Below are 12,253 nucleotides of genomic sequence, written 5' to 3'. Positions count from 1 at the left end.
TACACACGGTCAAAGACGGTGGGTGGGGCCGCTGCAGCCGGGCGGCCCCCACCCGTTGTCGTCATGGGCCAGGACTGGTTGGAATGTCCTCGCCGTTGGCCAGTGCCGAGATCTGGGTGTCACTGGCCGCGCCCTGGAAGACCCACACGTCGTCGATAGCACCGGCCCAGTACTCGCCCCAGCCGCTGGCGCTGGTCTTGGCCCGGCCCAGCTGCAAGCCCTTGGTCGCGGCGAAGGGGAGGACGGAGGAATCCCAGGAGACCTTGTCGGTGCAGGTTTCCTCGTTGGGTGTGCCGTCATCGTTGTCGTCCGCGCACAGGATCTGCTGAACAGCTCCGTCGACGTACAGGCGCATCTGTCCGGCGTAGGCGTCGTAGACGACCGCGAGGTGGTTCCAGGAGCTGTTGTTCTGGAAGTTGGTGTGCTCGGCCGTCGACGTGACCGCCGTCGTCACGTCGGCGTTGGCCATCTGCAGCTGCCAGCGGCCCGCGTTGGCCGGGTCCGTGCTGTCGGGCACGTAGCGCACTACAAACCCGTTGGTGTTCGCCCCGGCCATGCTCATCACCGTCACCGGCTTGGTCGGCCGGGCGGGCGCTGTCACCCATGCTGAGGCGGTGAAGCTGGCGCTGGTGTCGATCGGCGAACTGGCCGTGGAGGCATAACCGCTGGCGGTGCCGTCCAGCAGCAGGCCGCCGGTGCCGACCATGTTGTTGCTGCCCGTGGCGTCGACATTGGCACCGGATCCCAGGGTGAGCGGCCGGTTTGTGTGGTCTTCACGACTGGCATCGTCGGCGCTGGTGGCCGGGGAGCCGGAGGCCGCGTCCAGCTTCCAGCGGCCCTCCACACTGACCTGGTCGTCGAAGAGTTCGGCCATCTCTGGTGCGGACAGTGCCCGGTCGTAAGTCTGTACGTCCGAGATCTGTCCAGGGAAGAAGCTGCTGGCCGCGCCGCTGTTGCTGCTGGCCCCGATCTGCAACGGTCCGCCCGCGTAGAAGGGGGTGGAGTAGTTGATCCGTGCGATGTACTGGCCCTGCACATAGAGCCGCAGGTAGTTGTCGACCGCGTCGTAGGTGCCGCCTACTTGGGTCCACTCTCCGCCCGGCGCCATGTCGGGGCTGCCCTGGGCGGCTCGCTGCGGGGTGCCGGCCGAGTCGTCCGAGCTGTACTGATTGAACGACCACCCGTAGGTGGGTGAGTAGTACAACTCGAACCCCGGCTTGGTCGTGCCGGTCTGCGCCACGATCGTCGCCGCGTGGGTCGGCTTGGTCTTGGCGAGCTTCGCCTGCGGTGGGCCGTGGACTTCGATATCCCGAAGCATGGCGGCAATGCCCGCCAGGCGCATCCACTGACCAGGACGTAGACGATGGCCCCGAACAGCGTCTGATCAGGTGTGTCCTGCGTCCCACCACCCTGCGGCCGCACCTTCGACGGAGGGATCAGCGGCTCAGCGATCTCCCACAGGCCGTCCGGAACAATCCAACTCCACGTACCCCGCCCCATAACTGACCCAACAATTGGCTCCTGCGGTAGCAGATGAGGGTGCAGGCGATGCTCGTGAAGGCGAGGAAGTGCTCGGCTTTGCGTTCGTAGCGTCGGTGGAGGCGGCGGCAGCCGGCGAGCCAGGCCATGGTGCGTTCAACGGTCCAGCGGTGGCGGCCCAGTCGCTGTGAGGACTCGACTCCTTTCCTCGCGATGCGGTGCTGGCCGAGATGGGCGGTCGTGGCGGCGACGGCGGGACCCACATACAGGCTCCTACGCCCTCGAAAGGTGCCAAAATGGGGACAACGAGGCAGCAATGCGGCCGTACAGGAGACCCGTTCGACGCCAACCGGTCATTTCGGTGTCGCCGCTCCCGGGCGGCCGAGCTTCGGAAGGGAGCCCTCTCATGGCCGACATCAACGTCGCGCTGCACGTACAGGTCGAGGCCCTGCCCGGCAAGGAGGAAGAGGTCTCCGCCTTTCTCTGCGAGGGCCTTGCCCTCGTGCAGGAGGAGCCCGGCACCATCGCCTGGTTCGCCGTGCGCCTGAGCCCGTCCACCTTCGCCATCTTCGACGCCTTCCCCGACGACGACGCACGCCAGGCCCACCTCGCCGGCCGCCTGAGCAGCGCCCTGACGCAACGAGCCGGCGAACTGTTCGCCCAACCGCCTTCCGTCGAGCAACTCGACGTCCTGGCCCACAAACTCCCCTGAAGACCAGGCGGACTGGTCCACGCCCGGCGCATCGGACTGATCCCGACCCAGCCCGAACGCGTCTGCCTGGAAGCGGGGTTGCCGGGCAGTCCGGCCGACACGGCCGTATGGGGGTGAGCGCCCGCCCATGCACTGCTGTGGTCCGGCAGTCGTCGCCCTCTTTCCGTACAGAACGCCCCTCATGGGCTCTTGACCGCGGCCCGCCAAAAGGCGTTGGGGTGGTGCTGATCATGCCGGGTCGGGTCGCGCTGGGCCATGCCGACGAGCGCAGAGGAGACGGTCAGGTTGTCCCGAAAGGTCTCCTCCTGGCGCTGGAGGAGCCACCGGCGAGGCCCGCCCAACCGTCTCCGGGCGGAGCGCGGTCGGGCGCGCCGCAGCGGTGTCACAGCATTTCCAGCGGCCGTTTGCTGCCAGGCGGCGGGAACGCCCGGTCCAGGGTCGCGAGGTCCTCGGCGGTCAGGTTCACCTCCAGAGCCGCCCTGTTCTCCTCGACGTGCCCGCGGAAGGATGCCTTCGGGATCGCGATGACGTCCTCGTGCCGCAGGACCCACGCCAGGGCGATCTGCGCGGGCGTCGCACCGTGGGCGGCGGCCACCTCCCGCAGCGCCGTGTGGTCGAGCAGACGGCCCTGCTCGACCGGCGAGTACGCCATGATGGGGATCGACAGTTCACGGCACCTGGGCAGCAGACTGTGCTCAGGCCCTCTACGGCTGAGGTTGTACAGCACCTGGTCGGTCTGCGGCTGGGCTCCGGGCAGCAGGTCCGCGAGATCCTCCACGTCCAGGTTGCTCACCCCCCAGGAGCGGATGGCACCCTCCCGCACCAGGGACTCGAACGCCTGGACCGTCTCCTCCAGCGGCACGGCTCCGCGCCAGTGCAGCAAGTACAGGTCGATCCGGTCCGTGTGCAGACGGCGCAGGCTCCCCCGGCACGCCTCGGCCACTCCGCGGGCGTCCGCGTGGGAGGGGAGCACCTTGCTGACCAGGAAGACCTCGTCCCGCCGTCCGGACATCGCCTCGGCCACCACTTCCTCCGCTGCGCCGTCCCCGTACATCTCCGCTGTGTCGATGAGGGTCATTCCCAGGTCCAGGCCGGCACGCAGGGCCGACACCTCGGCCGCGCGGCGCCCGGCGTCCTCCCCCATCCCCCAGGTGCCTTGGCCGAGCGCCGGGACCGCAACCCCGCAGGGAAGGACCACCGTCCGTGGATCCGCCATGACTTCCTCCTCGCTGAGACGGTGGCCAAGACTGCCAACCACCCACTGCATACATCAGATCGCAATGGAATTCTCCGTAACTGCCCTGTACGCCGACCGGCTCTGCGCCGGTGCTGGAACGGATGGCCCCGGGCACAGTGGATCTGTCAGAACCGCTTAAGGCCCGGTCTCGAAGGGTCAAAACTTCGAGATCCTGAACAAGTGCAACCAACCGAGCGCGGAAGAGTTTTCTGAACCGGTCTGACACGAAATGGTGGCCTGCGGGAAGGCTGGCGTGTGCCGGCTTCGTCGCCGCTCGTCGCTGCCCCGTCGGAGCGGGCTGCGCCGACTGTTGGGGCCTTCAGCGGGGCTGGCCGAGTGCGGCTGCTGGACGCAGGTTCTCCTCGAGTCCTTCGGCCATGGCCGCACCGGCCAATGCCCGTCCCAGCCGGGGTGCCTGTTTGAACAGGTTGTGCCCGGCGGCGAAAAAGATTCTGTCGGCTTCCCAGACCGCCATGCCGTCTTCGCTCCAGGGCAAGCTTGTCACCCAGCAGCGCAGGTACTCGACGGGCTCGGGGTCGAGGCCCGGCAGTGCGCGGGAGACGTACGCCCGGGCGCGGTCACCGAGTGCCGCCAGTGCTTCAGGGTCCACGAAGCTGCCGTCCTCCCGCACCTCGACCGTCTGGCTGAGGCCCGCCGCATATCGACTGTTGCCAGGGTAGGGAGCTGCGTAGACGCCAACCTCCCCGAAGTCGCCGCTGCTGTCCTGCAGACAGGCGACCCGGTCCGGGGGCGCTCCCCTGACCTGGAAGGTGAGGCGGACGTGGGCTGCCGGCCGTATCGGTAGCGAAAGCCCCACGTTGCGCGCCAGCCGCGCGGTGCCCAGGCCCGCGCACACCACGGCCGTTGCGTACTCTTCGCGGCCGGCGGCCCTGAGCACCTCCACCGTGCCGCGGCCCGTCGGATGCAGCGAGATGACCTCGTCGGAGACCACAGCGTCACCCAGCACATCCACCAGGCTCTCGACCGCGACACGGGTGCGGATGGCACCGCCGTCCTCATCGAGCATCGCGGGACCGCGGTAGTCGGCAAGCAGCGGCATGCGAGCGTGAAGCTCGGCGCTGTCCACGGTCCGGACCCGCATGCCGCCGGCATCCTGCAGAATGCGCAGTCTCCCAGGAACGGAATCTCCCAGGGCGACCACTCCGTCCTGGGAAATCAGTTCGGCGCCCAACCGGTCGGCCCACTCGTCCCAGACGGCGCGGCCCTGCCGGGTGAATTCGACCAGACGGGCGTCGTCGTGGGCGTGACGGAATATGCGGGACTGGCCACCGGACTGCCCGTTGCCTGGAACGCCGCTTTCGTAGACCCGCGCCGTCGTTCCGCGTTCAGCCAGTGCATAGGCGGTGCACAGTCCGACGATGCCGGCTCCTACCACGGCCACCTCGGGAACCCGGTCCATTCAATCGCCTCACTTCGCGTCCCGGAGCTGTCCCCCACGGAGCAGGGGTTCGGTTCATCTGTCGCCGCCCCGAACTGGTGGGGTGGGTTACTGGAACCCCCTGGGCGGCACTGCCAGGCTCTACGTGAGCGGCGGAACCGCGCCTTCTTCAGCCTTACACCGGTCCCCTGGACTCCCTTGCGGAGGTCGACGAGTGGCGTGGGAAGGGCATCGCGCGCGCCCTGGCCGCCGAAGTGGAGAAGGTAACGGGCTCGGATCCCAGGGATGGCCCGCGTCGGTCAGCTCGAGCCGTTGGGGTGGAGGACGACCTTGGTCCAGCCGTCGTCACGGGCGTCGAAGTGCTGGTAGCCGGCGGGAGCCTGGTCCAGCGGCAGCTCATGGGAGACGATCCATGAGGGCTTGGCCTTGCCCTGCTCTATCAGGGCGCACAGCTGTCGGTTGTATGCCTTGACGTTGGCCTGGCCAGTCCCCATCGACTGGCCCTTGAACCAGTACAGGCCGTAGTCGAAGGCAACCTCGCCCTCCGCCTTGTACAGCTTGTCCGGGCTCCCCGGGTCGTGCGGCACGAAGACACCCACGACCCCGATCGTCCCGGTGAACTTCACCGAGTGCACCAGGTTGTTGAGCGTCAGGTTCGGGTGCTCGACACCCTGAGCGTCGTGCGCCTGATAGCCCACGCACTCACACCCACGGTCCGCCCCCAGACCGTTGGTGAGTTCGTTGATCTGGTCGATCGGCGAGGCCTTAGAGTCATCGATGGGAATCGCACCGATCCGCTCTGCGAGCGCGAGCCGGTCCGGGTGACGGTCGACGACCATCACCTGCGCGGCGCTCTTGAGATTTGCCGACAGCGCCGCCATCAGACCGACCGGGCCCGCGCCATAGATGACAACGGTCTCGCCCGGCTGCACGCCAGCCAGCTCCGTGCAGTGCCAGCCGGTCGGGAAAATGTCGGACAGCATCACGTAGTCGGTCTGCTTCTCTCGCGCCTCCTCCGGCAGCACCAGGCAGTTGGAGTCTCCGTACGGAACCCGCAGGAACTCTGCCTGACCGCCACTGTAGGGGCCCATTCCCGCGAAGCCGTATGCGGCACCAGCCATCGTCGGATCCACCGGCGTGGTCAGGCAGAAGGCCGTCAGCCCGTTGTCACAGTTGCGGCAGAACCCGCAACTGATGTTGAACGGCAAACAGACCAGGTCCCCCACCCGAACACGGTCCACGCCGTCGCCGACCTCGATGACCTCCCCCATGTTCTCGTGGCCCAGGACACGCCCCGTCTCCATGTCCGTGCGCCCCTCATACATATGCAGGTCCGACCCGCAGATGTTGGTGGAAGTGATCTTCACCAGCACATCCGTCGGCCGCTCGATCCTCGCGTCCGGCACATCCTGCACGGTCACCGAACGCGGCCCGTCGTACACCAGAGCCTTCATGAGATTCTCTCCTCCTGTCCGATATTTCGGATATCGATGGAAGGAACAAATTCGCGAATGAATCAGATCCGCCGCGTGAAACGCGCACGCAGGACGCACGCGACTGCCAGCGCCAGCACGCACTGGCAGGTCTCGCAAAAAAACTCACTCGAAATCGACGCGAGCAACTCACCGGGGAGGAACTCATCGGGGAGGCGCACGGCCTCAATCGCCGGGCCGCTGCATCACGTTGTCTTTTCAGCCGCAGCATTTGACGCAGCAGGGGCGCCCCGCGGACTCACTTCAAGCCTCCCACCGGGACTCTGCATGTCAACTGGAGACTGAGGTTTTCTCAGCGGTGATCACTCCCAAATTCCGTTGAGGACGAAATGAGTTCTCGCCCAGTCTCGCGACTCGATATAGCCGGGGTCGTCGGTCGGCCTGGTCCTGGACGTCATCGCAGCCATGTCCGCCCTCTTCTACGGCAGCGCCGAGGCCCCCGGGGCGGCACGGAGTGCCCCCAGCCCACACGCACCCTGGGTTCGACGCCGAACTGCACGACCGCGTACTGCGCGATCAGCTCAGCCGGGCGCTCGGACGTTCTCCGGCGACGCCTGGTTCGGATGGGGTGACGTTCTCCGGCGTGGCCTCGTTTTACTGGGCGTCGTTCGAGACGGCCTCGCCACTGGGTCCTCTCGTTTGCCAGGGAGCCCTCGGCCTGTCCGGCACACAGTGAGCTCTTTGAGCGTTGCCGCTCCAGGGTGAGGACAGCCGCGGCGCCCGCGCCCCCCGAGAGAGCACGGTTGACCGTTCGCTGGCTTGGCGTGAGGTCGCGGCCCGGCTGGCACCTGAGGAGTGTTCACCACCCACGGGACGGGGACACTCTGGCGTTCACAGATCCGGATGATCCGGTGGGCACGGGCCAGGGCCGTGGGCACGGCCGGGCAGTGCAGGCGAGATCCACAGCAGCCGCCCGGCTGGATCGCTCACTACCTGGATTGTTCTCCCCGCGCCGATGCTTGTGGGAGTAGTCGGCCCGGCCGTCGCCGGCCCGGTCGCACTCCTCGAGGGTGCCGTCATCGGCCGTGCCTGCGGAGGTACACGAGGCCGACCAAGGCACCCTGGTGTTCGGGGGACTTGCGGCAGCGGCCACCCTCACGGGTGACGATGAGCAGGTGACCCACTCGGCCGGGGCGTGAAGGAGGTCGAGTGCAGCAGGATAGGGAACCAACGAGGCTCCTGAGCAGGTGAGTTGAGACTTCGAACACCTCCCTCAATGGCACGGGTGCCTCGTGCGTTGCGGACACCGATCCCCTCACTCCGGTCAGTGGCCACGCTGAAGAGCTCAGCGGCTGCCGGCTCCCGGAGAAGTCTGGGCGGGAGCCAGACAGCCGTGGAAAATGTACGGCAGCGGGATGGGAAGGACGCTGCGAAGCCTCAGGACACGCCGACCGTTCCTGTTGGCGCAGCGCTGCCTTTCCGGCATAAGGTCCATGGATGAGCAAAAAAAGGGGGTGTATCACCCCGTCAGAAGGGGGCGAGCCGGTGGGGGCGGCGGATCAAGCATGATCCGCCCCTGCGCCCCCGGAGCACCAGCCCAGCCGGCGGCGGTGCAGCCCGGACGGGACGTCGGGCAAACCAGCCCGATAGGCCCGGCACAGCACTAGCGTGACGCCCCGGTCTTGGCGAACTGGTCGACGATGGCCCGGCAGAAGGCCGGCAGGTCCGCCGGCGAGCGACTGGAGATGAATTGTCCGTCGATGACAACTTCCTCGTCGACGACCTCGGCACCGGCGTTGCGCAGATCAGTGCGCACACTAGGCCAAGAGGTGAGGCGGCGTCCGCGCACGACGTCGGCTTCCGCGAGTGTCCACGGGCCGTGGCAGATGACGCCGATCGGTTTCCCGCTTTCGGCGAAGGACTTCACGAAGCCGACGGCGTCCTTATCCATGCGGAGTTGGTCGGGGTTCATGGTGCCGCCCGGCAGGAGCAGCGCGTCATAGTCGTCAACGGAGGCGTCGGCCACGAGCCGGTCAACGGGAAACGTCCCCGCGGGATTCAAGTCGAACTGCCGCGCCTGGATCTCGCCTGGGTGAATGGAGAGGATCTCACTCTTGGCCCCAGCACCATACAGGGCGCCTCGCGGCTGCTCGAGCTCTACGCGCTCGACTCCGTCGGTGGCCAGAATCGCGACATTCCGGTCCTGCAGTGCGTGTCCCATGGTGTCTACTTCCTGTCCGCTGCCTTACGGGATACCCCTCGACGGTCAGCTGGGGGCCTGCTCGCGGTACGGCGAATACGTCCGGTGCCGGGCGTTAAGACGCCACGGCAACCTGCTGCGTACTTCGGCTGGTTCGGCTCTTTCTCCGCGTCAACCACGTGAGAAGGAATCGGCGTAGGGGCCGCGTTCGCGATCGTGCGCAGCCCAGCTCTGGACCACATGCCACCCGGGCTTTTGGTGACGGCCCAGTCCCACGGTCGCCATCGCCTCTCCACCCTCCCACTCCCCCCATGGTTGTCAACCGCGGCGCCCTCACGCTGCCTCTACCCCGTTGACCAGAGCGCCATCACGCCCTGGCGCGCGCTCGGACTTCACCGAGCGCCGCCCCGGATCAGGTCGATCCGCACACCACTTCCGTGGACGCAACCCCCGGCACTGCCGGGTGTATGTTGCCCACGACCGGCGAGGTCGTTCCTCTCCTGCAGATAGCTCAGTCCAAGACCGACCGCCCAGCGCGATGGCCCAGGTAGCGCGGCGATCCTGGTGAAGGGCATCCCAGTGAAGATAGGAAAGCGCGGTACCCGTATCGGGGTCCAGAGTGGGTCTGCCGGACACGAACGACAGCCGTCGACCCGGCGCTTCCTCACGGCACGACTTCGCCGTCGATGTCGAGGTGCGGTCCCACACGTGCACCGTCCCTCCGGTCCGCAGCGGGCTCCCAGTTGCGCCCTCGGCCGCCATGAGCTGCCACGCGCTCAGAGGCCGCGTGCAGCCCGGCGTCCACCGTGTCAGGCTCGACAGGGCCGAAGCGGAGGCCGCCCATGAAGCTCTTCGCGTCCCATCCGAGTCGGGCCCGCGCGCCCTGGCGGTGCTGGTCGAACATCACCAGCCGGTGCGCGGTGTCGGACCGCCTACCTCGTACGCCGAGTATCGTGTGCAGGCGGGCTGTCCGGCCGAGCGTCGACGGCGCAACCGCCTCGTTGCATGGAGCTCGCCCCGGCTGACGGCGGGGTGTGCGGCTTTGGGAGCCTGTTGTGTGTGCACGATGGGGTATGACACGTGGTGCACACCTGCTCCGTGACGACGCCTGGCTCCTCCTTGGTGATCAGCAGTTCGCCGTGGAGGTTGACCTGGGCCTGTACCTCCCGGACACGGGGTTGTGGGGCGGCATCCTGCGCCACGTTCCCCCGGGTGCGGATGTCGTGAGCGCCTCTGAGCATCGCTTGCGTTTGTCGAGCGGCCTTGAGCGTCGGATCCGTCCTCTTGCCATCCCCCACTATGAATCGCCTGTGTCCTTCATCGGTGAAGGAACGGCACTTTTCTAAAGAATCCCGCTGGTGACGTGCTGGCACAGCCGCGTCTTCGCTGGGGCCGGTGACGCACCGGGCCCAAAGCCGCTCTGGCCCAGGAGGACGAATCGTCACTACGTCCCGCCCGTGCGCGCGTGTAGGGACGCGGAGCATCACGAGGCGGGCTCCATCCGTGCGCGAGCTCGGAGTGGCCGTGGAGCTCACCAGCACTTCCAGCGCCGAGTATTACCAGCGACGGCCCCAGGAAGGGAGCCTGTTGGTGGAGACCAGGAGCCGGTACGGCGACCGGTGCGCGCATTGTGGACAATGATCCGGGGGGCTCATATTCACCATTCGTGAAGTCCGACAGCCACCCCGTCTGGGCCCGGACCACCGGCTCAGGCGTGGCCGTAGAGTGCGACGCGAGCGGCCGTGAGCGGCGACGAGGCCGACCAACTGTCATCCTGGAAGCTGGACAGCTCCGCGCCGGCCCGCCGGGACGGCAGCGCGGCCTGAAGACACGACAGGGGGGCCATCATGCTGATCAGCTACAGCGTCGACGGCGACGCCCTGCACATGAGGCTGCACGACAACGTCGACGTCAACTCCCGGGCTGCGGCCGCCGTGGAGATTGAGGCCCTCGTCCACACCCACCGGCCCCGCCGCGTCACCGTCCAGGTCACCGAAGGGGAACCGACGCCCGCCACGCTCAGCGTCGTCGTCCGCGCCCATCGCATGTGCAAGAGCCTCGACATCCCCCTCAGCCTGACCGGAGCCACCACAGCTGCCCAACGCCTGTTCACCGTCAACACCGCCTAGTCAACTCCCCCTTGCAAGTCGGGGATGAGGGCGTGGGCGAGCCCGGCCTGCCTGCCAGCACGTCCGATGCTCGGATCCAGCCCGGTCTCGCGTTGGCAACCCGGACGATCCACAAGGCCTTGAATCCGCACGATTACAACAGTAGTTCGAGCGCCGAACTGCTTCCCTCTCTGTGGCTGTTTGACATCCCTCGTTGTACGGCCCGGCTGTCAGGACACACGCTTGGCTGGTGGTCATGACTTCTGGCGCGAAGCGGAGACCCTCGGCACGCGCCACGCTGCGGGTGCCGAAGCCACCACATTGACCGCAGCCGCATTCGAGCATGAAGCAGCGTGTCCACGTTGACGCTCCGGTCTGCGCTGGTCACCGACCGTGCGGAAACGGCTCCGACTCCGCCTGGTGAGCCGGAAGAGCTCCGAGGTCAGCTGGGTGGCTAGCCGCAGGCGCTGCAGCTCGCCGCCCGAGAACGTGCGCGTGGTGCGGTCCAGGGAGAGGTAGCCGAGCCCCAGGTCGATGACGGGGCGCAGGCGGTCGACCAGCTCCGCGCCCAGGCGTGCCGTCGTGGCCAGCTTCTCGACCGACCGCCGATTCCGGCATGCATACGTTGGGTGGCAGTCCTACCTTGGGAAAGCCGAGATCGCAAAGCCACCCAAATGACCGCCGCCACTTCCACGGCCAAGTTGCCCTGGATCAGCAGAGCAGATCGTCATGGCAAGCAGCAACCGCGCTGTCGTCTTCCAGAACCCGAAAGACATGCGCGTCGAGTCTCTCGACTTCCCGAAGCTTCAGATGCCGAACGGGAAAAAGGCCCCGCATGCCGTCATCCTCAGAATCGTCGCCACCAACATCTGCGGTAGCGACCTGCACATCTACGGCGGGTCCTTCCCGGTGCCTCAGGGCATGGTGATGGGGCACGAGATGACCGGGGAGGTCATCGAGGTCGGCCCCGACGTCGAGTTCCTCAGTGAGGGCGACCTCGTCTCCGTCCCGTTCAACGTCGCCTGCGGCCGATGCCGCAACTGCAGGGCGCGCCGGACCGACGTCTGCGAGACCACGAACCCCAAGGTGGCCTGCGGAGCGTACGGCTTCAACCTGGGCGACTGGACCGGCGGCCAGGCCGAGTACCTGTTCGTCCCGTACGCCGACTTCCAGCTCCTGCGCTTCCCGGACAGGGAACAGGCCATGGCGAAGATCCGTGACCTGGCGCTGCTCTCGGACATCCTGCCCACCGCGTTCCACGGTCTCACGGAGGCCGGTGCCAAGCCGGGCTCGACCGTGTACATCGCCGGCGCCGGCCCGGTCGGCCGCTGCGGCGCAGCAGCGGCGCGCCTCCTCGGGGCGTCCTGCATCATCGTCGGCGACTACAACACACCGCAACAGGGACGGCGTCGAGAAGGCCGTTGTGGTGCTCGTTTCCTGGCACCCGGACAGCGCGAACATCAGGGCCAAGCTGCAGCACGCAAGCTACCTGACCGCCTTCAAGAATGCGCTCGGCTTCGCGCAGCCGGTGCTGGAAGCCGACACCCTGGAGGAAGCAAGCCGCGGCGTACTCGAAGAACTCGTCGGGGCTGCCCGGAGCGAGTCCTGACGGATGGGCGGTGGGAGCCGATGAGGGCCGGGGCACATCGCCGACGAAGTCGCCCTGGCCCGGGGGGCTGCCCGTC

The 12,253-nt window shown here is 67.4% G+C and carries 8 protein-coding genes and 4 pseudogenes; 4 read left to right on the top strand and 8 right to left on the bottom strand.

Features of this window, described 5'->3' with window-relative positions:
* Window positions 1-61: 61 nt before the first annotated feature.
* The 3 genes and pseudogenes from ACIPWY_RS03650 to ACIPWY_RS03640 all read right to left on the bottom strand — a co-directional run.
* Window positions 62-1,318 carry a LamG domain-containing protein gene (locus ACIPWY_RS03650; RefSeq protein WP_401532150.1) on the bottom strand — a complete coding sequence of 419 codons (1,257 nt, stop codon included), beginning with the start codon at window positions 1,316-1,318 and terminating at the stop codon, window positions 62-64.
* A pseudogene (locus ACIPWY_RS03645) lies at window positions 1,282-1,500 on the bottom strand (transposase); the annotation flags it as partial. The gene ACIPWY_RS03650 and the pseudogene ACIPWY_RS03645, both read right to left, overlap by 37 nt.
* Window positions 1,501-1,520: 20 nt before the next feature.
* A pseudogene (locus ACIPWY_RS03640) lies at window positions 1,521-1,697 on the bottom strand (transposase); the annotation flags it as partial.
* Window positions 1,698-1,885: 188 nt separating this feature from the next.
* On the opposite strand from ACIPWY_RS03640, the gene ACIPWY_RS03635 reads away from it, so the two are divergent.
* Window positions 1,886-2,191 carry a putative quinol monooxygenase gene (locus ACIPWY_RS03635; protein WP_401532149.1) on the top strand — a complete coding sequence of 102 codons (306 nt, stop codon included), beginning with the start codon at window positions 1,886-1,888 and terminating at the stop codon, window positions 2,189-2,191.
* A gap of 382 nt (window positions 2,192-2,573) precedes the next feature.
* Here ACIPWY_RS03635 and ACIPWY_RS03630 read toward each other — a convergent pair whose 3' ends face one another.
* The 5 genes and pseudogenes from ACIPWY_RS03630 to ACIPWY_RS03610 all read right to left on the bottom strand — a co-directional run bounded on the left by ACIPWY_RS03630 (window position 2,574) and on the right by ACIPWY_RS03610 (window position 8,481).
* Window positions 2,574-3,407 carry an aldo/keto reductase gene (locus tag ACIPWY_RS03630; protein WP_401532148.1) on the bottom strand — a complete coding sequence of 278 codons (834 nt, stop codon included), beginning with the start codon at window positions 3,405-3,407 and terminating at the stop codon, window positions 2,574-2,576.
* Between the two features lie 340 nt (window positions 3,408-3,747).
* Window positions 3,748-4,848 (bottom strand): NAD(P)/FAD-dependent oxidoreductase, encoded by a 1,101-nt coding sequence (locus ACIPWY_RS03625; protein ID WP_401532147.1) that lies wholly within the window; start codon window positions 4,846-4,848, stop codon window positions 3,748-3,750.
* Window positions 4,849-5,126: 278 nt separating this feature from the next.
* On the bottom strand, window positions 5,127-6,281 hold the full coding sequence (locus ACIPWY_RS03620) for a glutathione-independent formaldehyde dehydrogenase (protein ID WP_401532146.1): 1,155 nt from the start codon (window positions 6,279-6,281) through the stop codon (window positions 5,127-5,129).
* Window positions 6,282-7,011: 730 nt separating this feature from the next.
* Window positions 7,012-7,491: pseudogene (locus ACIPWY_RS03615) on the bottom strand (IS5/IS1182 family transposase); the annotation flags it as partial.
* A gap of 432 nt (window positions 7,492-7,923) precedes the next feature.
* Entirely contained in the window at window positions 7,924-8,481 is a 558-nt protein-coding gene (locus ACIPWY_RS03610; RefSeq protein ID WP_383097094.1) for a type 1 glutamine amidotransferase domain-containing protein, read from the bottom strand.
* A gap of 1,826 nt (window positions 8,482-10,307) precedes the next feature.
* Here ACIPWY_RS03610 and ACIPWY_RS03605 point away from each other — a divergent pair.
* From ACIPWY_RS03605 to ACIPWY_RS03595, 3 genes and pseudogenes are all read left to right on the top strand, one after another.
* The gene (locus ACIPWY_RS03605; RefSeq protein ID WP_401532145.1) at window positions 10,308-10,589 is read left to right on the top strand and encodes a hypothetical protein; all 282 of its coding nucleotides are present in this window, start codon (window positions 10,308-10,310) and stop codon (window positions 10,587-10,589) included.
* A 708-nt stretch (window positions 10,590-11,297) separates the two neighbouring features.
* Window positions 11,298-11,957: pseudogene (locus tag ACIPWY_RS03600) on the top strand (alcohol dehydrogenase catalytic domain-containing protein); the annotation flags it as partial.
* A gap of 34 nt (window positions 11,958-11,991) precedes the next feature.
* The gene (locus tag ACIPWY_RS03595) at window positions 11,992-12,177 is read left to right on the top strand and encodes a hypothetical protein (protein WP_401532144.1); all 186 of its coding nucleotides are present in this window, start codon (window positions 11,992-11,994) and stop codon (window positions 12,175-12,177) included.
* The last annotated feature ends 76 nt before the right edge of the window (window positions 12,178-12,253 follow it).

The sequence above is a fragment of the Streptomyces sp. NPDC090032 genome, assembly GCF_044748025.1.
Taxonomy (GTDB): Bacteria; Actinomycetota; Actinomycetes; order Streptomycetales; family Streptomycetaceae; genus Streptomyces.
This window is presented reverse-complemented; position numbering and strand designations above follow the sequence as displayed.

What these genes read in the sequence shown, in the direction of transcription:
- ACIPWY_RS03620 (WP_401532146.1), bottom strand. Translation starts at nt 6,281, where the DNA reads ATGAAGGCTCTGGTGTACGACGGGCCGCGTTCGGTGACCGTGCAGGAT.
- ACIPWY_RS03630 (WP_401532148.1), bottom strand. Translation starts at nt 3,407, where the DNA reads ATGGCGGATCCACGGACGGTGGTCCTTCCCTGCGGGGTTGCGGTCCCG.
- ACIPWY_RS03605 (WP_401532145.1), top strand. Translation starts at nt 10,308, where the DNA reads ATGCTGATCAGCTACAGCGTCGACGGCGACGCCCTGCACATGAGGCTG.
- ACIPWY_RS03625 (WP_401532147.1), bottom strand. Translation starts at nt 4,848, where the DNA reads ATGGACCGGGTTCCCGAGGTGGCCGTGGTAGGAGCCGGCATCGTCGGA.
- ACIPWY_RS03635 (WP_401532149.1), top strand. Translation starts at nt 1,886, where the DNA reads ATGGCCGACATCAACGTCGCGCTGCACGTACAGGTCGAGGCCCTGCCC.
- ACIPWY_RS03610 (WP_383097094.1), bottom strand. Translation starts at nt 8,481, where the DNA reads ATGGGACACGCACTGCAGGACCGGAATGTCGCGATTCTGGCCACCGAC.
- ACIPWY_RS03650 (WP_401532150.1), bottom strand. Translation starts at nt 1,318, where the DNA reads ATGCTTCGGGATATCGAAGTCCACGGCCCACCGCAGGCGAAGCTCGCC.